17 protein-coding genes are annotated in these 23,375 nt (G+C 29.8%); 9 read left to right on the top strand and 8 right to left on the bottom strand.

Annotation, left to right across the window (positions count from 1 at the left end; genetic code table 11):
* Nucleotides 1-101: 101 nt before the first annotated feature.
* Entirely contained in the window at nt 102-605 is a 504-nt protein-coding gene (locus BXQ17_RS06880) for a DUF456 domain-containing protein (protein ID WP_077809904.1), read from the bottom strand.
* 122 nt (nt 606-727) lie between these two features.
* On the opposite strand from BXQ17_RS06880, the gene BXQ17_RS06875 reads away from it, so the two are divergent.
* From BXQ17_RS06875 to BXQ17_RS06855, 5 genes are all read left to right on the top strand, one after another.
* Nucleotides 728-1,090, top strand: a complete 363-nt coding sequence (locus tag BXQ17_RS06875) for a BlaI/MecI/CopY family transcriptional regulator (protein WP_077809903.1) — start codon at nt 728-730, stop codon at nt 1,088-1,090.
* A 13-nt stretch (nt 1,091-1,103) separates the two neighbouring features.
* A complete protein-coding gene (locus BXQ17_RS06870; RefSeq protein ID WP_077809902.1) occupies nt 1,104-2,651 on the top strand; it encodes a M56 family metallopeptidase in 1,548 nt (515 codons plus the stop codon).
* A 10-nt stretch (nt 2,652-2,661) separates the two neighbouring features.
* Entirely contained in the window at nt 2,662-3,918 is a 1,257-nt protein-coding gene (locus tag BXQ17_RS06865) for a tetratricopeptide repeat protein (protein WP_077809901.1), read from the top strand.
* Between the two features lie 61 nt (nt 3,919-3,979).
* The gene (locus tag BXQ17_RS06860) at nt 3,980-5,005 is read left to right on the top strand and encodes an energy transducer TonB (protein ID WP_077809900.1); all 1,026 of its coding nucleotides are present in this window, start codon (nt 3,980-3,982) and stop codon (nt 5,003-5,005) included.
* Nucleotides 5,006-5,066: 61 nt separating this feature from the next.
* Complete coding sequence (locus tag BXQ17_RS06855; protein WP_149025874.1) at nt 5,067-5,519, top strand: hypothetical protein; 453 nt, start codon at nt 5,067-5,069, stop codon at nt 5,517-5,519.
* Between the two features lie 67 nt (nt 5,520-5,586).
* On the opposite strand, the gene obgE is transcribed toward BXQ17_RS06855, so the two are convergent.
* From obgE to BXQ17_RS06835, 4 genes are all read right to left on the bottom strand, one after another.
* Nucleotides 5,587-6,576, bottom strand: a complete 990-nt coding sequence (gene obgE / locus BXQ17_RS06850) for a GTPase ObgE (RefSeq protein WP_077809898.1) — start codon at nt 6,574-6,576, stop codon at nt 5,587-5,589.
* 52 nt (nt 6,577-6,628) lie between these two features.
* A complete protein-coding gene (locus tag BXQ17_RS06845) occupies nt 6,629-7,747 on the bottom strand; it encodes an adenylate kinase (RefSeq protein WP_077809897.1) in 1,119 nt (372 codons plus the stop codon).
* 93 nt (nt 7,748-7,840) lie between these two features.
* Nucleotides 7,841-10,840 (bottom strand): protein translocase subunit SecDF, encoded by a 3,000-nt coding sequence (gene secDF, locus BXQ17_RS06840; RefSeq protein ID WP_077809896.1) that lies wholly within the window; start codon nt 10,838-10,840, stop codon nt 7,841-7,843.
* A gap of 160 nt (nt 10,841-11,000) precedes the next feature.
* Nucleotides 11,001-11,591 carry a hypothetical protein gene (locus BXQ17_RS06835; RefSeq protein WP_077809895.1) on the bottom strand — a complete coding sequence of 197 codons (591 nt, stop codon included), beginning with the start codon at nt 11,589-11,591 and terminating at the stop codon, nt 11,001-11,003.
* Between the two features lie 187 nt (nt 11,592-11,778).
* On the opposite strand from BXQ17_RS06835, the gene BXQ17_RS06830 reads away from it, so the two are divergent.
* A complete protein-coding gene (locus tag BXQ17_RS06830) occupies nt 11,779-13,455 on the top strand; it encodes a formate--tetrahydrofolate ligase (RefSeq protein WP_077809894.1) in 1,677 nt (558 codons plus the stop codon).
* A gap of 83 nt (nt 13,456-13,538) precedes the next feature.
* On the opposite strand, the gene mdh is transcribed toward BXQ17_RS06830, so the two are convergent.
* The 3 genes from mdh to gyrB form a co-directional block, all read right to left on the bottom strand.
* Nucleotides 13,539-14,465: a malate dehydrogenase gene (gene mdh / locus BXQ17_RS06825; protein ID WP_077809893.1), complete on the bottom strand. Its 927-nt coding sequence runs from the start codon at nt 14,463-14,465 to the stop codon at nt 13,539-13,541.
* Between the two features lie 131 nt (nt 14,466-14,596).
* Entirely contained in the window at nt 14,597-15,604 is a 1,008-nt protein-coding gene (locus BXQ17_RS06820; protein WP_077809892.1) for a DUF6588 family protein, read from the bottom strand.
* A 185-nt stretch (nt 15,605-15,789) separates the two neighbouring features.
* The gene (gyrB, locus tag BXQ17_RS06815; RefSeq protein ID WP_077809891.1) at nt 15,790-17,727 is read right to left on the bottom strand and encodes a DNA topoisomerase (ATP-hydrolyzing) subunit B; all 1,938 of its coding nucleotides are present in this window, start codon (nt 17,725-17,727) and stop codon (nt 15,790-15,792) included.
* A 634-nt stretch (nt 17,728-18,361) separates the two neighbouring features.
* On the opposite strand from gyrB, the gene BXQ17_RS06810 reads away from it, so the two are divergent.
* From BXQ17_RS06810 to gatB/aspS, 3 genes are read left to right on the top strand one after another with little or no spacing between them, the layout of a single operon-like run.
* Nucleotides 18,362-18,622 carry a hypothetical protein gene (locus tag BXQ17_RS06810; RefSeq protein ID WP_187661441.1) on the top strand — a complete coding sequence of 87 codons (261 nt, stop codon included), beginning with the start codon at nt 18,362-18,364 and terminating at the stop codon, nt 18,620-18,622.
* A 1-nt stretch (nt 18,623) separates the two neighbouring features.
* Nucleotides 18,624-20,015 (top strand): amidase family protein, encoded by a 1,392-nt coding sequence (locus BXQ17_RS06805; RefSeq protein ID WP_077809889.1) that lies wholly within the window; start codon nt 18,624-18,626, stop codon nt 20,013-20,015.
* On the top strand, nt 20,015-23,353 hold the full coding sequence (gene gatB/aspS, locus BXQ17_RS06800) for a bifunctional amidotransferase subunit GatB/aspartate--tRNA ligase AspS (RefSeq protein WP_077809888.1): 3,339 nt from the start codon (nt 20,015-20,017) through the stop codon (nt 23,351-23,353). The genes BXQ17_RS06805 and gatB/aspS overlap by 1 nt, the downstream gene beginning before the upstream one ends.
* The last annotated feature ends 22 nt before the right edge of the window (nt 23,354-23,375 follow it).

The following is a 23,375-nucleotide window of genomic DNA, read 5'->3' as shown; positions in this document are numbered from 1 at the left end:
AACAATGCTGCAATCAGGGCTAAGTGCATTTGAAAGCTTTTAAAGAACTCTAATTTATGTCGTAATTTTTTATAAACTTCTATCTTTTATCAAAATTAGAATTAGAAAAAAGAAGCTTTGTATTCCCAAAATTTCATCAGAAATAGAATTACAAAAACAAAAGATACCGAAAACTTTATAGTTGCAGAAGCTAAAATTCCTATAAACGAACCGAAAGAAGCCTTTAAAGCTCTGTTTGTATCTTTACTATTATACATCAATTCGCCAATTAATGCGCCAAAAAAAGCACCAATTAACAAACCAAAAGGAATCGGAATAAAAAACAAACCAATAAATAAACCTATTGTTGTGCCATAAACACCATTTTTACTGCCACCAAAACGTTTGGTTCCTATTGCCGGAATTATATAATCTAATACCCAAATTAGAATTGCAATTGCCAATGTAATTCCTAAGAAAGTCCAATTAGTTGCTATTACAGATGTAAAATGTAAGATTAACAAACCCAACCAACCTGTTAAAGGACCAGGTAAAATTGGTAAAAATGAACCTACTATTCCTAAAAGAACCAGTAAGAAACCTATAATTAGTAAGAAAATATCCATAAGTACTTTTATTGTAAGACGAAGTTATAAAACGTTTGTTACATTTATTTATAACTAAAAAATTAGTTTAAACTAATTTTTTAGTTATATTTGTATTGTTGAACTAAAAACTTAGTTATAATATGAGCAAACAATTAACAAAAGCAGAAGAACAAATAATGCAAGTGTTGTGGGATTTAAATGAAGCCTCTGTAAAAGAAATTATAGCTGTTTTACCAGAACCTAAACCAGCATACAATACTGTTTCTACAATAGTAAGAATTTTAGAAAATAAAGAATTTGTAGCGCACAAACCATTAGGTAGAGGTTTTATGTATTACCCAATAATAGATAAAGAAACTTATAGCAACCAGAGTTTGCATAAATTAATGAATGGTTATTTTAATGGGTCTTTTAAAAGTATGGTGTCTTTTTTTGTAAAAGAAAACAAAATGGATGTTAAAGAGTTAGAGTCTATTTTAAAAGAAGTTAATAAGAAAGAATAAAAAATTAAATGCTATGATTAATTATATAATTCAAGTAATCTTATTTCAAATATTGTTTTTAACTATTTATGATTTCTTTTTAAGCAAAGAAACCTTTTTCACTAAAAACAGATGGTATTTGTTAAGTACACCAATACTGTCCTTTTTATTACCATTAATTAAAATACCAACATTTCAAAAAGCGGTTCCGCAAGAATATATTGTGTACTTACCAGAAGTCGTTATTTCTCCAGAAACAGTTATTCAGAAATCAACTTGGTATCAATCTATAAATTATATCGATATCATATTTGCCATTGGTGTTATTGTTTTTACAGTGGTTTTTTTATCAAAATTAATACAGATATTCAAGCTTATAAATTCTTATAAACTTGTAAGAAAAGTGGGGTATACTTTGGTTTTAATCCCGAATCAATCAAAAGCATTTTCGTTTTTTAATTATATTTTTTTAGGAGAAGAAATTCCAGAAAATCAAAAAGAACAAATAATTGCGCACGAGTTAGTACATAGCACTCAAAAGCACTCTTTAGATTTATTATTGTTTGAGTTTTTAAAAATTATAATGTGGTTTAATCCGATGATTTTTATTTACCAAAAAAGAATTACGCTAGTGCACGAATATATTTCTGATGAAGTTGCCATCAAAAATGAACCCAAAGAAAATTACATAAATAAATTGCTATCAAGTTTTTTTCAGGTTGAAGATATTGCATTTATCAACCAATTTTACAAACAAACATTAATAAAAAAAAGAATTATTATGATGAAGAAAAAACAATCAAAAAAAATGAATCAGTTAAAGTATTTGGTATTGATTCCTGTATTAACAAGTATGCTTTTATATACTTCTTGTGCAGATAATGAACTAAAGGAAATTTCAATTTCTAAAAAAGAAGTACAAACAATACATCGAAATCAAGAAGGGGTTCTTGTAAGTGAAAAAGGAAAGAAAGAAACATATTTAGATAATTTTATAGGAAGAGAAGCGCCAATAGGAGCAAAGAAAATTTCAATAAATGATTTATCTAATAATGAAAGAGAGGAATATGAAATAATGAAAAATAAAATTGAAGAAAGAGTAAAAGATAGTCCTGAGTTTGCTGAAATATTTAGTTTTCATCTTTATAAAATGCCAAACGGAAGAAATGCTAGTGCAATGTTAATGAAATTGGATAGGACAACAAAAAAGACTGAAAAGCGAAGTTCTAAAGATAGTTCTGTAAATATTTTAAAAATAGAAAAGGCTCCGACTTTCCCTGGGTGTGAAGAAGGAGATAAAAATTGTCTTCATAAAAATATTCAACAACACTTTTCTGAAAATTTTGATACAAACTTGCCAGATAATTTGGGCTTATCATCAGGTAAAAAAAGAGTTTTTGTTGGTTTTAAAATAGATAAAAATGGAGAGGTTATAGATTTGCAAGCCAGAGCTCCACATCCAGAAATCAAAGAGGAAGTTTTAAGAGTAATGAGTAGTTTGCCAAAAATGATTCCTGGTGAAAATAAAGACGGAAAAGTTGTGGTTAGTTACAACATACCATTTACTATTTTGGTAAACTAATTTAAAATAAATGAAAAAGAGAATTTTAATTGTATTACTATTTGTGGTAGTAAAAGTCGGGGCGCAAACCTCGGCTTTTTCTGCGATAGATAGTTTATCAGATAATGGTAGATATCATTTAGCATTAAAAAAACTAAAAGCAATAAAAGACCAATCGTTTTTGTCAAACTATAAAACTGCTGTTATTTACGAATCTATCGATAATTATAAAGAAACAGCGAATTATTTAGAAAAAGCTTTAGATTTTAAAGAAGACAAAAAAGCGAGTTTAAAATTGGCAAAAGCATATCAAAAATTAAGTAAATCGAATCAATCAATTGCTATTTATGAGAAATTACTGGCAAAAGATTCTTTAAACTTAATTCTAGAATATCAGTTGGGTAAGTTGTATTTACAGTATAGAAAAAGCAAAAAAGCCATTTCTTTATTTAAAGATTTAATAGAAAAAGATAGTACAAATGCCCATTATTCTTATCAATTAGGTTTAGCATATGCGTACACAAAAGATAGAGATCGTATGATAAATAGCTTTATCAAAACTTATAATAAAGATAGTTTACATGTAAAGTCAATTTCAAAATTGGCTCTTAGTTTTTTTAAGTTAAGAGAAAAAGATTCTACTTATTTGTTTATTAATAAAGGATTAGCAGTTGCACCAAATCATATAAATATTAATAAGGTGAAGGTAAATCAATTTTACAGAGAGAAAAAGTATAAAGAGATTGTACCCATTTTGTTAAAGCTAGATAGTATAAAACCTATGGATTTGTTTACAAACACAATGTTAGGTAAAGTGTATTACAATTTAGAAGATTTTGACAATGCAAAAGTAAGATTTGAAAATGCAGCAGAAATAGATGCAACTAATTTTAAGACTTTTACCTATTTAGGCCATATAGGTATTAAAAAAGAAAATTTTTCTAAAGCAATGTTTAATTACTTAAGAGCAGCAACTATTGGTAAAGAAAAACGAGACGAAGAATATTATGGTTTGGCATCTGCATATTATAAAATGAAACGACCTAAAATGGCTTTGCGTTTTTATGAAAAAGCATTTGAAGAAAACCGTAAAAATCACAATGCAAAATTTCAGGTAGCTAAAATAACAGACGATCTTTATAAGGATAAAAAAATGGCTTACAAACAGTATAAAAGCTATAATGAACTTTTTAAAAATTTAGATAAAGTAGAAAGCGAATATGTACAAAAAAGATTATCTGAAATAAAAAAAGACTACTTTATGAGAGGAGAGAAGTTAGAAGAGTAATTCATTAAATTTTAGTAGTTTTACAATGCAAATAAAACATTGTTTCAATTACTCCTAAAAAATGAGATTACTACTAACATTATTATTACTAATATTTTCTTTTTCTATACAAGCACAAGATAATAAAGACTTGGCAAGAGTTTATTTTAATAAAGCGCTTAAAAGTTTTGAGGCGTTAAATTTAGAAAAAACAACCAAATATTTACAAAAAAATAAAGAATTAAATAACGGAATTACTCAAGAGAAAATAGCCATTTTTGGCTCTAAATTTTTTTATGATTTAGGAGATTACATAAAAGCAGAAGAATATTTTAAAGCTTTTTTTAAGTTGAATAAAAACAAATCTTCACAAAGCTATAAAGATATGCTTGTGGCATATACTAATAACTTAGATGCTAAAGATTCTCCTAATAAATCGGTAAATAAATTAAAAGTTTTAAAACAAAAAAAGGAAAAGCAAGATGCTTTAGATAACGCAAAAAATCTAGCATTAAAAAAACAAGAAATTGCACGGTTAAAAAAGGCTATCTTATCTTTAGAAAAATCCCTTTCTTATGTATCTAATAAAAATTCTGATCAATATAAAAAGATGAAGTCTTCTTTAGATAAAATGAAAGAAGACTTAAATTCTTTAGGCGGAACATTAAATACTTCTGATACAAATGTTTCAAAAAGCAAAACTGTTGATACAAGTAATATTTTTACAGAATTAACTAAAAAATCATCAAAACCAGTATCTTTTACTATCATAGAAACGCCGCCAATTTTTCCTGGTTGTGAAAAAGGTTCTTCAAAAGAAATTAAAAATTGCTTTAGCTTAGGTGTTAAAAGGCATTTTTTGAAAAATTTTGATGCAAATCTTCCAAGTAAATTAGGATTAACTGTTGGTTTAAAAAAGATTATTATACTTTTTAAAGTAGATGAAAAAGGTAATGTAATTAATATTGATGCAAGAGCGCCGCATCCTAAAATTAAGGAAGAAGCTATAAGAATTGCGACTTCTTTACCTAAAATGACACCAGCAACTCAAAGAGGTAAAACCGTTAAGGTTGCTTATAGTTTTCCGTTTTCTATAATGGTAGAATAAAAATTATTATTTATTTAAATTACGTTAACTTTATATAATGGTATTTCGAACAGTTTTTCTGATGCTTTTTATTGCAGTATTTGCTTCTTGTACTAATTTTTCTTTTAGTGCAAAAAAGCAAACACAGGCATTAGATACAATTGTTAATTTTTCTTCGGTAGATACTTCGCCTTCTTTTAAAGTTTGTGATTCTCTAATAGCTAAAGAAGAAAAATCGAATTGTTTTAGAAATACAATTCATAATAAAATAGGAGAGGAGTTACTAAAACATGAGTTTGCTGTAGATAAGGCTGTTTCAGAAATAGTTTTTGTGGACTTAGTAATCGATTCTAAAGGAACTATTTTATTAAAAGACATAGAATCATCCGAAGCAATTAAAAACAGTTTACCACAGTTAGATAGTATTATACTACTTTCTGTAAATAAAATACCTAAAATATATCCTGCTATTAAAAGAGGAATTCCCGTAACAACAAAATATAGGTTGCCAATTTTAATAGAATTAAAAGAATAAAAAAGCCATTTTAGAAAATATAGATTCTCTAAAATGGCTTTTTAAATTTGTTTTAAAACTGATTTTTTTAATTCAGCATTTTCCAAAGTTTGTCTTTTAATTCTTGTAAACCTTTTTGAGCAACCGAAGAAATAAAGATAGCTTCTACACCTTTTGGTAATTCGGCTTTAATTTCTGCTTGTAACTCTTCATCTAACATATCTGTTTTAGAAATAGCTAACAATCTATCCTTATCTAATAACTCTGGATTGTGTTTTTTAAGCTCGTTTAAAAGAATTTCATATTCTTTATTAATATCATCACTATCTGCAGGAACTAAGAATAATAACGCAGAGTTTCTTTCGATATGACGTAAAAAACGATGACCTAAACCTTTACCTTCTGCAGCACCTTCTATAATACCAGGAATATCTGCAATTACAAAAGATTGATGATTTCTATATTCTACAATACCTAAATTTGGTTTTAGTGTTGTAAAAGCATAATCTGCAATTTTAGGTTTTGCAGCAGTTAAAACAGATAATAAAGTAGATTTACCCGCATTAGGAAAACCAACCAAACCAACATCTGCTAATAACTTTAATTCGATTCTAAACCAACCATCTTGACCATCGATACCAGGTTGAGCGTATCTTGGTGTTTGGTTTGTAGAAGATTTAAAATTCCAGTTTCCAAGTCCGCCTTTACCACCAGGTAATAAGATTACTTCTTTTTGATCTTCTGTAATTTCATGTAGAATTTCATCCGTATCTGCATCTCTAATAATTGTACCTAAAGGTACATCGATATAGATATCTTCTGCATCTTTACCAGTACTTCTACTTGCACTTCCGGCGCCACCACCTTCTGCTCTAAAATGACGTTTAAACTTTAAGTGAAATAATGTCCACATGTTTTTATCTCCACGCAAAATTATGTGTCCTCCACGGCCACCATCACCACCATCAGGTCCTCCTTTGGTAATGAATTTTTCTCTGTGTAAATGCACAGAACCTTGACCTCCTTTACCAGAAGATGCGTAAATCTTTATATAATCGACAAAATTTCCTTCAGTCATGTTTTCTAATTAAATATAAAATTAAATGCTTAATTACATTTAATTTAAAAATCTATAAAGTATCAAATACTTTAGAAATTCTTTGTGTTATTTCTTCTATAGAACCAACACCATTAATTCCGTAATATTTATTTTGAGCTTCAAAATAATCTTTAAGAATTGCAGTTTTTGTGTTGTATTCATTAAAGCGGTTTCTAATTTTACCTTCGTCGGTATCGTCTGTTCTTCCGCTTGTTTTACCTCTTTCTAATAAACGAGTAACTAATACGTCTTCTGGCACTTCTAAAGCAACCATACCATTTATTTGTTCTCCTTTTTCCGCTAAAAATACATCTAAAGCTTCTGCTTGAGATTCTGTTCTTGGAAAACCATCAAAAATAAAACCTTTAGCATCTGTATTTTTTTCTACTTCTGCTTTTAGCATGTTAATAGTAACCTCATCTGGTACTAAATTGCCATCATCCATATATTTTTTAGCCAACATACCAAGTTCTGTTTGGTTTTTGATGTTAAAACGGAATACGTCTCCAGTAGAAATGTGTACTAAATTATACATTTCCTTTAAATACTCTGCTTGTGTTCCTTTTCCAGCTCCTGGAGGGCCAAATAATACGATGTTTTTCATTTGTGGTGTTGTTGATAATTGATATATTTCTGGGTAATTTCTTCCTAAACCATTATAATCTAAACCATAACCAACAATAAATTTATCTTCGATACTTTGACCGATATAATCTATGGGTAGTTCTTTTCTAAAAACATCTGGTTTAAAAAATAACGTAGCTACTTTTAGTTGCTTTACATTTTTATCTTTAAAGATATTATAAATTTCTTGAAGCGTTGTACCTGTATCTATAATGTCTTCTAAGATGATAACGGTTCTGCCAGTTAAATCTTCGTTAATACCAACTAACTGTTTAACATTATCTGTACTACTTGTGCCATTGTAAGAAGCTAACTTAACAAAAGAAACTTCACAATCGCCTTGATATTCTCTAATAAAATCTGCTGCAAATAAAAAGCATCCGTTTAAAATTCCTACAAAAATAGGAACTTCATCTTTTGGTAAATCTGCTTTTACAGCTGTTGCTAAATACTTTACAATTGCCGAAATTTTATCCTTATTAATATAAGGTTTAAAATAAAGGTCTTGAAGTTTTATAATACTCATAAGTTTGCAAATATAACTGCTATTAATGAAATGAAAAAACCGTTTTCTTATGTTTAAGCACAAGAAAACGGTTTTTGTTAAGTTAAGTTAGAACTATTTGTTCTTTTCTTCTTTTTTTGAAGTATCAAACATTATTGGTGTTGCCACAAATAAAGATGAATATGTACCAACTGCTACACCTACAATTAAGGCAAACATAAATCCTTTAATAGAATCTCCACCAAATAAGAAGATTGCTAACATTACTAATAATGTTGTTAAAGAAGTGTTGATTGTTCTTCCTAAAGTAGAACTTAATGCTTTGTCTACAACTTCGCTGTATTTCCAGTTAGAATGGATACCTGCAAATTCTCTAATTCTATCGAATATTACCACGGTATCATTTAGCGAATAACCAACAACGGTTAATATTGCCGCAATAAACGATTGACCAATTTCCATATCAAAAGGCATAAAGCTATAAGTAATAGAGAATACACCTAATACGATTAATACATCATGGAAAACTGCAATTACAGCACCAATAGAGAAAGATACCTTTCTAAAACGTAATAAAATGTATAAGAATACTACTAATAAAGAACCGAATACTGCATATAATGCTGATGTTTTAATATCATCTGCAATAGTTGGTTCTACTTTAATATAACTCATTACACCAGCACTTTCTTTTTCGAAACCAGGTTTAAAGTTTTCGTAAGAAGTATCACCTAAATAAGATTGTAAACCTGTAAATAAAGTACTTTGTACTTCTTCGTCTACTTCTTGTCCTTCGTCTTCTATTTTATAAACTGTTGTAATTTTTAATTGATTTGGCGTACCATAAGTTTTTACTTCTGGTGCAGTACCAAATGCTCCTTTTAAAGTTTCTGCAACTTCTGTAGCATTCATATCTTGATCAAAACGAACAACATAAGATCTACCACCTTTAAAATCTACACCTTGCTTTAATCCGATAGAAAAAATAGAGATTAAACCTCCAATAATAATTGCACCAGAAATTACATAAGCAATTTTACGTTTCTTTAAGAACTCTACATTAATATTTTGGAACCATCCTTTAGAGATAGAAGTGTTAAATGTTAATTTAGAATTTTTATTTACAGCACCGTCAATTAATAAACGTGTAATAAATACTGCAGTAAATAAAGATGTTGCAATACCAATCATTAATGTTAATGCAAAACCTTTAATTGGTCCTGTACCAAAAACATATAAAATAATACCTGTTAATAATGTAGTAATGTTTGCATCAATAATTGCAGATAATGCTCCTTTTACAGAGAATCCTTCTTCTACAGATTGCTTTAAACCTTTCTTTTTAGATAAACTTTCTTTAATTCTTTCGAATATAATTACGTTGGCATCTACAGACATACCTATTGTTAAGATAATACCAGCAATACCAGGTAAAGTTAATACAGCATTAAATGATGCTAAAATACCGAAGATAAATAAAATGTTTACTGCTAATGCAATATCTGCATATAAACCAGCTTTACCATAGTATAAAACCATCCAGATTAAAACTAATAAAATAGCTAAACCAAATGAGTTGATAGAAGCGTTTATAGATTCTTGACCTAAAGAAGGCCCAACAACTTCTGCTTGGATAATTCTTGCAGCAGCTGGTAATTTACCTGCCTTTAATACTGTAGCAATATCTTCTGCCTCTGCAACAGTCATGCTTCCACCAGAAATAGAAGTGCTACCACCTGTAATTGCATTGTTTACTGTTGGTGCCGTATAAACGTTATCATCTAATACTACAGCAATAAATTTGTTTGGTTGTGCAGCTAAATCTGTTGTTAATTTTGCCCAAGCTTTTGTTGCACCACTATTCATTGTCATGCTTACTTCTGGCTTGTTCAATTGGCTGTATACTTGAGACGCATCTAAAATTACATCACCTTCTAAAGGTGCAACATCATTTCTGTTAGATTTTATAGCGTATAAAGCAATAAATTCATCAGCTTCAAATTCATCATCTGAAGTTGCATTTCTTTCTGTAGAAAAAGATTTATAATCCCATAAGAATTTTACATAACGTAACTCGTTTGGTAATAAATCTCTAATTTCTTTTCTCTTTAATAAATCATTTACTTTTGCAGTATCAATTACCTTAGCATAACCAATTGTAGAGCTTATTTGTGCTTGCATTGGGCTTAAGTAAGAGAAAAGCATTTTTTGATTTACTTGTGTAGAATCGATAGATTCTCCTAATAAATCATCAATATCATCTTTTTTAGTAGTGTCTTTTACTTTTTCTGTTACAGATGTATCTTTTAATAATTCGATAGACTTAGAGTTTGCTACAGATAAATATTGTAAAACTTCTGCATTTGTGTAAACTTCCCAAAACTGTAATTCTGCTTTACTTGTAATTAAAGAAGTTACACGTTCGATGTCTTTAGCACCAGGTAATTCAATTTGAATTCTACCAGAGTTACCAATTCTTTGAATGTTTGGAGAAGAAACTCCAAATTTATCAATTCTACTTCTTAATACTTCAAAAGCAGTACCAATAGAGCTGTTTATTTCTTTTTGTAAAGTTTCTCTAACAGAAATATTGTTTTCGTTAAAAGAGATTTTATCACTTAAGGCTTTTGTACCAAAAATTGATGGATCGCTTAATTTAGTATCTCCAGCAAGTAATTCGAATTCTTCGAAAAATAAATCTAAATAGTTAGAGTTACTACTTTTTTGCTTTTCGTCTGCAATTTCTAAAGCCTTGTTAAAAGCTTCGTTTTTAGAATCGTTAGATAAATTCTTTAAAACTTCTTTTACAGAAACTTGTAAGATTGCATTAATACCACCTTTTAAATCAAGACCAAGATTCATTTCTTTGTCTCTTACATCGTTGTAAGTGTATTCTGCAATACCTAAATCTACAATGTTTTTATTCACAACACTGTCTAAATATTTTTTTTCAGTTGTTGCTTTTAATCTAGCATCATTATCAGTTACTTTTTCTTCTGCATATACTTTTGCATCATTTTCTACCTTATTGGCTAAAAATGTAAATGATAGTTGATATAAACTCACTATTCCGAAAAGGATAGCGAATACTTTAATAAGTCCTTTGTTTTGCATGTTTTTTATTTTATTGTCTGCTTTTTTCTGTTAAAAACGAGCAAATATATAGTTTCTCGAATTATCAGACAATTAATTTTTTTGTATGTTTTTTTAGCGTATGAGTATGGTTCTCATAAAATTGAAGTGTATTCTTAAAAAGTGTTTAAAAATACTTTTGTTAATCTAGATAAGATTTGGGGCCAGCCCTAACTTCTGGTTCTTTACAAGAAGCTTTATCTTTTGTAAAAGGATTGTTCTTATTTACTTTGTAAGCAGTTTTATACAATTGATCTGCTGTACTACTTTCTAAGTTTTTAATTAAAGCACTATAGTTAACAGTAGTAAAACGATCTGAATTGTATTTAATTTCGAATACAAACTTCTTATCTACATTAGATAATTGTGTTGCATCATTTAGTTCGTAAACATCAAAATTATAATTTGTTGAGTTCTTGTAAGGAGAATTTGTGTTTAAAAGTAATTTATTCTCTTTAGAAAGAATTTCTCTTATGTTTTTAATATCAATCTTACTAAAATAAGAGATTTTTAATGTGTTCGTTTCAGATTTATGAATTACAATATTTGTAATCCCAACTTTTAGTAGTTTTTCTTTAACTTCTGCAATAGATTTTTCAATATCTTTTTCATTAATATTTGCATCAACAAATTCTAGAACAATTTCTTGGTTTGGTAAAGAAACTTGCTCTTGGAATGTGCCAAAGTATATAAATATTAAAAAGAAAGTACTAAAGTACCATTTTGCTTGCATGCGCCAAATATATAAAAAAATGTTGTTTTACTTTCTAAATATATAATCTTATTTAAATGAGTTTGTTAGAGTGAAAATTATTTATATGTTAAAGTTTGTTTCGATTCTGATTATCGTTTTATAGAATATGAAATTTAACTATATTTATTTTTCAAAATTGATAAAATAATATTCAGATTATATAAAAATGAAACACCAAACAGATATTGCAATTGCTCAAGCAAAAAAGTTGTTGCATATAAAAGAAATTGCAGTAAAAATAAATGTGAAAGAAGACGATTTAGAAATGTATGGTAAATACAAAGCTAAATTGCCATTACATTTAATAGATGAAACCAAGGTGAAAGAAAATAATTTGGTTCTGGTAACTGCATTAACTCCAACTCCTGCCGGAGAAGGTAAAACAACAGTTTCCATAGGATTAACTGAAGGATTAAATAAGATTGGGAAACAAGCGACAGTGGTTTTGAGAGAACCTTCTTTAGGGCCTGTTTTCGGAATTAAAGGAGGTGCAGCTGGCGGTGGATATTCTCAAGTTGTGCCAATGGAAGACATCAATCTGCATTTTACAGGAGATTTTAATGCAATCGAAAAAGCCAATAATTTACTATCTGCTTTGATTGATAATAACATTCAAAGTAAAACAAATAACTTAAACATAGATCCTAGAACTATTCTTTGGAAACGTGTTATAGATATGAATGATAGAGCTCTTAGAGAGGTAACTATTGGTTTGGGCGGAACAGCAAACGGAATACCTAGACAAGATGGCTTTAATATTACTCCGGCATCAGAAGTTATGGCAATTCTTTGTATGGCTTCTGATTTAGAAAATTTAAAAGAACGATTGGGTAACATTTTTATTGGTTTTACTTTTGATAAAAAGCCTGTATTTGCAAGAGATTTGAAAGCCGAAAATGCGATGGCAATTTTATTAAAAGATGCTATTAAACCAAATTTGGTACAAACTTTAGAAGAAAACCCTGCAATTATTCATGGCGGACCATTTGCAAATATTGCACAAGGTACTAACACCATTATTGCAACTAAAATGGGACTTTCTTTGTCTAATTATGTTGTTACAGAAGCTGGTTTTGGTGCAGATTTAGGTGCAGAAAAATTTCTAAATATTAAATCTCAGTTTGCAGATTTAAATCCTAAATGTGTAGTTTTAGTAGCTACAATTAGAGCTTTACGTCATCACGGTGGCGCATTAAAAGATGCTTATGATACTGCAGATTTGGCAAAAGTAAAAAAAGGTTTTGCTAATTTAGAGAAGCATATAGAAAATATTAGAAAGTTTAATATAGAACCTGTAGTTGCAATAAATTCTTTTATTTCTGATTCTGAAGAAGAAGTTAATTTTTTAATTGAAAGTTGTGCTAATTTAGGTGTAAAAGCGGTCCTTTCTAAAGGATGGGCAAACGGAGGAGAAGGTACAAGCGATTTAGCAAAAGCTGTTGTAGAAGTAGTAGAAACAAAAGCAACACAATACAAACCTTTGTATAATTGGCAATCTCCTGTAAAAGATAAAATAGAAATAATTGCTAAAGAAATTTATGGTGCAGATAAGGTTGTTTACGATAACAAAGCGCTATTAAATCTAAAAAGAATTGATAGATTAGGTTTTAATGATTTTGCTGTTTGTATGGCGAAAACACAAAAATCATTTTCTGATAATGATAAATTAATAGGTAGGCCTAAAAACTTTGTAATTACAGTTCGTGAAATTGAGATAGCAGCCGGTGCACAATTTGTTATTCCTATTCTTGGTAAAATGATGAGAATGCCTGGGTTGCCTTCTAAACCTGCATCAGAAAATATGTTTATCGATAAAAACGGAGTTATTTCTGGATTGTCATAATTTAAAAGTTTTAAATTATAGTAATAAAAAAAGTCTAGCTTTTTAAAGCTAGACTTTTTAATTATAATTTAAATAAGAGTTTCTTATAATTCTAATAAACCGTTTGTTTTAGAAACACCCGCAGCAGATTCTTCTAAATGAGATTTTTCTGCTTCGCTTAAGTTGATTTCTACAATGCTTTCAATTCCGTTTTTACCTAAAACAACAGGAACTCCGATACATAAATCGTTTAAACCAAATTCTCCTTCTAATAAAGTAGAACATGGAAAGATTTTTTTAGTATCACAAGCAATTGCTTGTACCATACCAGAAACTGCAGCACCAGGAGCATACCAAGCAGAAGTTCCTAATAAACCAGTTAATGTTGCACCACCAACTTTAGTATCTTGTTTTACTTGTTCTAATCTTTCTTCTGAAATAAATTCTGAAACAGGAACAGAGTTTCTAGTAGCTAATCTAGTTAAAGGAACCATTCCTTTATCTGAGTGCCCACCAATTACCATTCCGTCAACATCAGAAATAGGAGCACCTAAAGCTTCTGCTAATCTATATTTAAAACGAGCAGAGTCTAATGCACCACCCATTCCAATAATTCTATTTTTAGGTAATCCTGTTGTTTTATGAACTAAATACGTCATAGTATCCATAGGATTCGAAACTACAATGATAATTGTGTTTGGAGAATGCTCTATTAAACTAGCAGAAACCATTTTTACAATTCCGGCATTAATACCAATTAATTCTTCACGAGTCATCCCTGGTTTTCTAGGAATACCAGAAGTAATTACACAAACATCAGAATTTGCAGTTTTAGTATAATCATTTGTGCTTCCAGTAATTTTAGTATCAAAACCATTTAAAGAAGCTGTTTGCATTAAATCCATTGCTTTACCTTCTGCAAAACCTTCTTTAATGTCTAAAATAACAACTTCAGAAGCAAAATTTTTAATAGCAATGTATTCTGCACAACTAGCACCTACTGCACCTGCACCAACAACTGTAACTTTCATATTTATATGTTTTTTATTTGTTTAAAATATATCCCGCTAAAATACAATTTTTTAGGCGAATTTTTAACTATTTTAAACCAAAAAAGACATCTTAACGAGATGTCTTTTTTTGTTGAATATTTAAATAAAAATTATCTAATGCTAATTGCAATTCCTAAATTAGCAGTGTTATATTCTTGTAGTGTATAACTACCAAATATTTTAAAGAACCCTAAGCTTAATCTTGTACCAAGTGTTGTTCTAAATCCGCTAGCGTTAAATTCAGAATCTATAGGATCTGTAATAGTTCTTGTTTGTCCTCCGTAAGATAATTCATAGTCTCCTAACATTTTTAACGTAGAGCTACCAGAACCGTAACCAAAACCACCATATAAATTAATAAAAGGGAAGTTTAATGAAGCTATGGCTTCTACATTGTATGAGTTTAATTTAAATTGAGCAATTCCATCAGTTACATCTACTACGTTACTGTCTTCAATGTTATAATCAACATTCATAGTTGTATATGCGGCTAAAATAGAAACATGTAAAGGTGTTTTGTCTAAAGGACCAAACCAGTTTGTGATTTCTTTTTTTAATCCAATACCAAATAAATCTCCTTTTACATTGTCAGAACCAACTTTAGGAACCAATCTTAAACTAACTTCAAATTTAGCAGGTAAACCTAAGTTTAATTGCACTGCAGGTGCAGGAACAGCATTAAGAGGTAAGCTTTCTTTTACACCGCCTGGTGCTTCAAAACTTGTTGTATAAGTTATTGCAGGATTATTTGGGTCTTGAAAACTAACAGCTGTTAATGGAGTAAAGTATTCTGAACCAGCAACAGTTGCAGCAGATATAGAACCAGTATTTATAGAGTTTAAACCAGATAAGGTAAACATTTCATCTTCCTCTGGAGCTAAAGAGGCATTCAAACCAATAGAAAGGTCGAATCCGAAAGGGCTATGAACCTTTGCTGTGTGATACCAACCATTATTCATACTATGTATTAATCCTTTCATTGCAGGATTTATATAAGCATTTATTAATTTACCACGATCTTGATCACTTGCTAATAAGTAGCCTTCAAAACCGTCTTGAGCATTGGTGTTAGAGGCCAATGCAATGGCTCCTAAGAAAATTAAAATAGATTTTTTCATGTTTAGTTATGTTTTAGTTATGTTTCTATAATTTACGGGGAAACTTAAGCGAATATATAAAATTATGTTAATAGACGGCTAAAATATTAACCGTTTTGCTACAAAAAAGGGGAAAATACCTAAAGATAGGTACAAAAAAAGCCTCAACAAATAGTTGAGACTTTTACTTTTAAATAGAATGCTTTTTAAACATCAATTTTAGCATATTTCGCATTACGTTCAATAAAATCTCTACGTGGTGGTACTTCGTCTCCCATTAACATAGAGAAAACTCTATCTGCTTCTGTAGGACTATCAATTACAACTTTACGTAAAGTTCTAAATTCTGGATTCATTGTTGTATCCCATAATTGTTCTGCATTCATCTCTCCAAGACCCTTATATCTTTGGATGTTTACACCGCCACCTAATTTCTGAGCAATCAAATCACGTTGATTATCATCCCAAGCGTATTCTCTTTTTTGACCTTTTTTAACTAAATATAGTGGTGGTGTTGCAATATAAATATATCCTTGCTCTACCATTTCTCTCATATATCTAAAGAAGAATGTTAAAATTAAAGTTGCAATATGCGATCCATCTACATCGGCATCACACATAATAACTACTTTATGATATCTAACTTTAGATAAGTTTAATGCTCTAGGATCTTCTTCTGTACCAATAGAAACACCTAAAGCAGTAAACATATTTTTGATTTCTTCATTTTCAAAAACTTTATGTTGCATTGCTTTTTCAACGTTCAAGATTTTTCCACGAAGTGGTAAAATTGCTTGAAAGTTTCTGTCTCTACCTTGCTTTGCTGTTCCACCTGCAGAATCTCCCTCAACTAAAAATATTTCACATTGAGCAGGATCAGTTTCAGAACAGTCAGATAATTTACCAGGTAAACCACCAATACTCATTACAGTTTTACGTTGCACCATTTCTCTGGCTTTACGTGCTGCATGTCTTGCGGTTGCTGCTAAAATTACTTTTTGTACAATTGTTTTAGCATCGTTAGGGTTTTCCTCTAAATAATCGGTAAGCATTTCTGAAACCGCTTGAGAAACTGCAGAAGTAACTTCTCTGTTACCTAACTTAGTTTTAGTCTGTCCTTCAAATTGAGGTTCTGCAACTTTAACAGAAACAATTGCGGTTAATCCTTCTCTAAAATCGTCTCCAGCAATTTCAAACTTTACATTTTTTAATAAACCAGATTCATCTGCATATTTTTTAAGCGTACTTGTTAAACCACGTCTAAAACCAGATAAATGTGTTCCACCTTCATGCGTATTGATATTATTTACATAAGAATGTAGATTTTCTGCGTAAGAAGTGTTGTAAACCATAGCAACTTCAACCGGAATTCCGTTTTTCTCACCTTCCATAGAAATTACAGAAGCTGTTAGTTGCTCTCTTGTAGAATCTAAATACTTTATAAATTCTGGTAAACCTTCATCAGAACGAAAAGTTTCAGAAACAACGTTACCTTCATCATCTGTATTTCTTTTATCTGTTAAAGTAATTGTAATTCCTTTATTAAGATACGCTAGTTCACGTAAACGTGTAGCTAAAGTTTCGTAGTTGTATTCTGTAGATTGCTGAAAAATTGACTTGTCTGGTAAAAAAGTTACAATGGTACCAGTAAAGTCTGTTTCGCCAATTGTTTTTACAGGATATAAAGCTTTACCTCTTTCGTATTCTTGTTGCCAAATTTTACCTTCTTTGTGAACAGTAGCTGTTAAATGGTCTGATAATGCGTTTACACAACTTACACCAACACCATGCAATCCACCAGAAACTTTATAAGAATCTTTATCGAATTTACCACCAGCACCAATTTTTGTCATTACAACTTGTAATGCAGAAACGCCTTCTTTTTTGTGAATTCCTACAGGAATACCACGACCATTATCTTTTGTTGTAATAGAATTGTCTTCGTTGATTGTAACATGTATAGTGTCACAATGCCCTCCCATTGCTTCATCAATAGAGTTATCTACAACTTCGTATACCAAATGGTGTAAACCACGTACGCCCACATCACCGATATACATAGAAGGACGCATTCTTACATGCTCCATACCTTCTAATGCCTGAATACTATCGGCAGAATAATTATGTTTTTTTTCTTCGCTCATTATATATAAAGTGAATTGTTAATTTTAATTTTTGATGAAAATCGCAATTACAAATACGAATTTCAGTAAACTCAAATTTACAATTTTCAGTCTAATTTTCAATAGTTTTTAGCGATTTGGTATGAAAATTATCAACATTTGTTGATTTCTTAAAAGTGTCTTAAATCGCTTAAAAATGACTTTATAAGGGATTGTTGGTTTCTATAAATCAGTTTTATAAAACCTTTTAGATAAAAGTCGCTTAAAACTTATATTTTAAGATTTAGGTTTTTTAAGATTTCGTCATAATTGTAATAAACTTAATTATTTTATGTGGTTTTATGGTGAATTTTGATATTAATTAATACCTAATAATTAAATGAATCTATAAAATACAAGATGTATTTTATAAATTATGTAATTAATCTTAAATATTTTACGGATACCATAAAGGCTAGATAAAATGATAAAAAAGAAGGTTTTGTAACATAATTTCTACATATATTTGTCAATATCAATAGTTAATATGATAATTAATAACAGCAATCGTAATTTCAATAATCCTAATTTATAGGAAAGGAAGGTTGTTGTCAAAAAAATATATAAAACCTTCCAAATTTTTGGAAGGTTTTTTTTTGAATCTAAATTTAAAGAGATGAGTAAAATAATGACGGTAGACATTTTGTCTAGTATTAAAGGAGCAAAACCATCAGAATCGGTTAATAAATTATTCGACGTAATTAAAAATGCCAATAATAATGCTACCAATGTCAATTATAATAATGTTGTGTCTTTAGATGATTTAAGAGAAGATGTTGTTATAGAAAGTTCATTAACAGAAAAAGAAATAATTAAAGAAAACTTTCCGAAAGAAAAAGATGGTTTTTTAGTAGTTGCTAAAGTGATAGAAGATTAATATGAGTTCGCAAATAAAAAAAATACATCAGCAATTGGTGTCTAAAGAAATTACTTGTACAGCTTTGGTACAAGAAAAGTTAGATTTGTTAAAGCAGAATTCTCATAATACTGTAAATGCGTTATTAGATGATATTGCTTTAGATTTAGCAAAAAATGTAGATGATAAGATTGCAAAAGGAGAAAAGATAGGTCTTTTAGAAGGAATTCCGTTTGGTATAAAAGATGTTTATATGTTGCAAGGAACCTATACAACGGCGAGTTCTAATTTGCTTAAAAAATACAAATCGTCATACACAGCAACTGCAATTCAGAAATTATTAGACGCAGGTGCAATACCTTTAGTTAAAGAAAATTGTGATTCTTTTGGACATGGTTCATCATCAGAAAACACCATTTTTGGTGCAGTAAAAAACGCTGTAAATCCTGCTTTAGTTGGTGGAGGTTCTAGCGGAGGTTCTGCAGTAAATGTTGCAAAAGATTATACAGTTTTTTCTATTGGAGGCGATACAGGTGGTTCTATTAGACAACCTGCCGGTTACAATAAAGTATATGGTTTAAAACCTACGTATGGCAGAATTTCTCGATACGGTTTAATGGCTTATGCATCTTCTACAGATTGTGTTGGTCCGATTGCAAAATCAATAGAAGATATCAAAATTATTCTTAATGAAATTAGCGGTAAAGATGTAAAAGATCAAACTACTTATACATCAGAATTAATTTCTGATGAAACCAAAAATGATGTAAAATCTGTTGGATATTTTAAGAGTTTTATTGAAACAGATGCAATCTCTAAAGAAATAAAAGATGATTTCTTAGCTACTTTAGATAAAATAAAATCGAAAGGAATTGAAGTTAAAGAGTTAGATTTTTTTGATGCAGATATTTTAGTATCTACATATTATACGCTTGCAATGGCGGAAACCGCTTCTAATTTATCTAGATTAGATGGTACAAATTATGGTGATAGAGTAGAAGGAGAAAATTTAAAAGATACGTATTCGATTACCCGTTCAGAAAAATTTTCTGAAGAAACAAAAAGAAGAATTGTTGGTGGTAATCAAGTTTTATCACAAGGTTTTTCTGATGAAATTTACTTAAAAGCACAAAATTTAAGAGATCAAATTTCAGCAAGATTTAGCAAAGATTTCGAAGCTGTAGATATTATTTTATCGCCAGTAACACCTCAAGATCCGCCTAAAATTGGCGATAGTTTAAACAATCCTTTAGCAATGTATTTGTCTGATGCTTATACGGTTGGTTTTAGTTTAGGAGAATTGCCAACACTAACAATACCAAAAGGCACAAATACAGGTCTACAAATTACAGCAGATAAAAAAAATGATGCAGAAGTATTACATTTTGCGAACTTCTTAAACGATATTTTATAATGGAACTAGCGCAATTAAATGATGCTTTAAAAGCACACGATTTAGAATTGATAATTGGTTTAGAAACACACGTTCGTTTAAACACAAAGACAAAATTATTTTGTTCTTGTCCTAATGAAGAAACAGAAATACCAAATACCAATATTTGCTCTGTTTGTACAGGTCAAATGGGTGTTTTGCCGGCAATTAATAAAGAGGCTATTACAAAAGCGATTTATTTTGGTAAAGCTGTAAACTCTACATTTTCTAATGAAATTATTTCTTGGGATAGAAAACATTATGAATATCCAGACAATCCTAAAAATATACAAATAACTCAATTTCATAATCCTGTTATACCCAATGGACAAGTTTCTTGTTTTAGAAACGATGGTACAGAATTTACGGTAGATTTAACACAAGTGCATATCGAAGAAGATGCTGCAAAATTAATGCACGAAAAGAAAGTTTCTTTGGTAGATTTTAACAAAGCTGGTGTGCCGTTAATAGAAATTGTTACAGAACCTTGTATTAGAAATATAGAAGATGCCTCTACTTATGCACAATATATTCAAAGAATTGTGCAGAATCTAGGTGTTTCTGAAGCTAACTTAGAAAAAGGAGAGTTTAAATCTGATGTTTCTGTTTCGTTAAGAAAAAAAGGAACTACTATTTTAAATCCTAGAACCGAAATTAAAAACTTAAATTCTTTTAAGTTTATGGTAGAGGCTTTAAAAGAAGAAATTGAAAAACAACTTAATTACTTTACAGAGAATAAAACGTTTAGACCAGATCAAACCACGGTTTTATGGGATGCAGATTTAAAGCAAACCAAAACAATGCGTAAAAAGGAATTTGAAGCAGATTATCGTTTTATATCAGAACCAGATTTACCTTTTGTAAGTATTAAACAAGTAGTAGAAAGTATAAATGTAGATATTAGTTCTTTACCTTTTGCTGTAGAATCTATTTTGATTAAAGGCGGAGTTTTACCGCAAGATGCTAAGTTTTTTACGGCAGATTCTTTACGTTCTAAAACATTTGTATCTCTTAATAATGCTATTAAAGATCCTTCTTTTGTTGCTAAAACCTTAGTAAATAATATTGCTGCAGATGAATACGAAAATATTCATGATGTAAATGATTTAATAGAAATTTTTAAGCTTTTTAAAGAAGATAAAATCACTTCTGTTTTAGTGCAGAACGGAATTTCATCATATTTAAAAGATGCAAGTTTTGATTATAAAACGTATTTTGAAAACAATACAATTTCAGAAGATAAAATTAAAGCTGCTGTTTTAAAAGTAATATCAGAAAACGAAGCAATTGCAAATGATATTAAAAACGGAAACAAAGGAAAAGCTGGAATTTTAGTAGGTAAAGTAATTGCAATTATTGGTAAGGGAGCTTCAGGGAAAGTAATTCGTGAAGAAATTCTTAACGTTTTTAGCGATTCGTCTTTAGCTGTTAGTACAGAGCATAAAGCAAAAGACCATAAGCAAAAAACTAGCACAGAAAAACAGCTTAAAATTACTGATGATCAAGAGTTGCAAAAAACGCCTATCATAATTAAAGAAGAATACAGAACACATAAAATATCAGATTTATCAGAAGCATCTATTTCAGAAAATGTAGTTTTATCTGGTTGGGTAGCAAGTGTTAGAGATCATGGTGAGTTAATGTTTATTGATTTACGTGATTCTAGTTATCAAATTTTTCAAGTTCGTTTAAGTAGAGAGACTTTTCCTAATTTAGATGAATTGGTAAAATTAAAACCAGAAACGGTAATTTCTGTTGGAGGTGTAGTTGTAAAAAGAAATGAAGATGACTATAATGCTGGTTTAAGAACCGGTAGGTTAGAGTTAGAAACTTCAACTTTAGAGATTTTAAACTTATCAAAAACGTTGCCTTTTGAAATTAAAAGAGCAGCAAAGAGTAATGAAAAAGTTCGTTTTGAATACAAGTTTTTAGATCATAGAAATGATGAAGTTCGCAAAGCAATAGTAAATAGACATAAAGTAATTAAGTTACTTAGAGATATTTTAGATGAAGAAGAATTCTTAGAAATTGAAACACCAATTTTAACTGCGGGTACAGATGAAGGCGCTAGAGAATTTATTGTTCCAACAAGAAAACAAGCAGGTTCATTTTATACATTGCCACAAGCACCACAACAATTTAAACAAATGTTAATGGTTGGTGGTTTTGAGAAATATTTTCAAATAGCACGTTGTTTTAGAGATGAAGATTCTCGTGGAGATAGACAACCAGAATTTACGCAATTAGATATAGAAATGGCATACGCAAGTATGCAGCAAATTATCGATTTAAATACTAAGATGTTTAATGAAGTTGTGAGAAAAATTTATGGTAAAAAATGGATTTTACATCCTTTTGAAGTAATAACTTACAAAGATGCGATGGATAAATATGGTTGTGATAGACCAGATTTGCGTTACGGTTTGAAAATGCAAGATATTACCGAAATTGTAAAAGACACAACTTTTCAGGTTTTTAGTAAGCCAATAGAAGAAGGCGGAATTGTAAAATGCATTAAAGTTTCTGCAAAAGAGCAAGGTAATAAGCGTATGTCTAAAGGGCAAATTGAAAACTTAACTGCCATTGCACAACAAAATGGTTTAGGTGGTTTAGCGTATATTATTGTTAATGAAAACGATTTACAATCTCCAATAATTAAGTTTTTAGGTGAAGAAATTGCTGCGAAAATTATTGAAAAAGCAAAAGCTGAAGTTGGAGATATCGTATTTTTCTCAGCGGCAGATTATGCCACCGCAAATAAAGCTTTAGACGCTGTTCGTCAAGAAATGGCAAAAATATTAAGATTGATTAATCCGAAGGAGTTAAGACCAGCTTGGGTGGTAGATTTTCCGATGTTCGAAAAAACAGATGAAGGAAGATGGACATTTACACACAATCCTTTTTCGATGCCAGCAATTTACGATTTAGAAAAGCATATGAACGGAGAAGGTGAAGAAATAGGAACAATTATTGCCCAACAATACGATTTAATTTTAAATGGTTATGAAATTGGCGGAGGTTCTGTACGTGCACACAAATCTGAAATTTTAGAAGCAACTTATAAAAATATGGGTTACAATAAAGAGGAAATGATGAAAAGCGTAGGAACAATGTATAAAGCTTTTCAATATGGTGCACCACCACACGGAGGAATTGCTTGGGGTGTTGATCGATTAATGATGATTTTAGAGAAAAAAGCTTCTATTAGAGAAGTGATGGCTTTTCCTAAAACTGGTACGTCAGAAGATTTATTATTTAATGCACCATCAATTTTATCAGATAAAAAGGTAGAAGAAATGAATGTGAAAATTATGAGATAATAAGATTTTGGTTTTTCTAGAA

The sequence above is a fragment of the Polaribacter sp. BM10 genome, assembly GCF_002005425.1.
Classification (GTDB): domain Bacteria; phylum Bacteroidota; class Bacteroidia; order Flavobacteriales; family Flavobacteriaceae; genus Polaribacter; species Polaribacter marinaquae.
This window is presented reverse-complemented; position numbering and strand designations above follow the sequence as displayed.

Coding starts and splice junctions, on each gene's coding strand:
- BXQ17_RS06880 (WP_077809904.1), bottom strand. CDS start 605: ATGGATATTTTCTTACTAATTATAGGTTTCTTACTGGTTCTTTTAGGA.
- BXQ17_RS06875 (WP_077809903.1), top strand. CDS start 728: ATGAGCAAACAATTAACAAAAGCAGAAGAACAAATAATGCAAGTGTTG.
- BXQ17_RS06870 (WP_077809902.1), top strand. CDS start 1,104: ATGATTAATTATATAATTCAAGTAATCTTATTTCAAATATTGTTTTTA.
- BXQ17_RS06865 (WP_077809901.1), top strand. CDS start 2,662: ATGAAAAAGAGAATTTTAATTGTATTACTATTTGTGGTAGTAAAAGTC.
- BXQ17_RS06860 (WP_077809900.1), top strand. CDS start 3,980: ATGAGATTACTACTAACATTATTATTACTAATATTTTCTTTTTCTATA.
- BXQ17_RS06855 (WP_149025874.1), top strand. CDS start 5,067: ATGCTTTTTATTGCAGTATTTGCTTCTTGTACTAATTTTTCTTTTAGT.
- obgE (WP_077809898.1), bottom strand. CDS start 6,576: ATGACTGAAGGAAATTTTGTCGATTATATAAAGATTTACGCATCTTCT.
- BXQ17_RS06845 (WP_077809897.1), bottom strand. CDS start 7,747: ATGAGTATTATAAAACTTCAAGACCTTTATTTTAAACCTTATATTAAT.
- secDF (WP_077809896.1), bottom strand. CDS start 10,840: ATGCAAAACAAAGGACTTATTAAAGTATTCGCTATCCTTTTCGGAATA.
- BXQ17_RS06835 (WP_077809895.1), bottom strand. CDS start 11,591: ATGCAAGCAAAATGGTACTTTAGTACTTTCTTTTTAATATTTATATAC.
- BXQ17_RS06830 (WP_077809894.1), top strand. CDS start 11,779: ATGAAACACCAAACAGATATTGCAATTGCTCAAGCAAAAAAGTTGTTG.
- mdh (WP_077809893.1), bottom strand. CDS start 14,465: ATGAAAGTTACAGTTGTTGGTGCAGGTGCAGTAGGTGCTAGTTGTGCA.
- BXQ17_RS06820 (WP_077809892.1), bottom strand. CDS start 15,604: ATGAAAAAATCTATTTTAATTTTCTTAGGAGCCATTGCATTGGCCTCT.
- gyrB (WP_077809891.1), bottom strand. CDS start 17,727: ATGAGCGAAGAAAAAAAACATAATTATTCTGCCGATAGTATTCAGGCA.
- BXQ17_RS06810 (WP_187661441.1), top strand. CDS start 18,362: ATGAGTAAAATAATGACGGTAGACATTTTGTCTAGTATTAAAGGAGCA.
- BXQ17_RS06805 (WP_077809889.1), top strand. CDS start 18,624: ATGAGTTCGCAAATAAAAAAAATACATCAGCAATTGGTGTCTAAAGAA.
- gatB/aspS (WP_077809888.1), top strand. CDS start 20,015: ATGGAACTAGCGCAATTAAATGATGCTTTAAAAGCACACGATTTAGAA.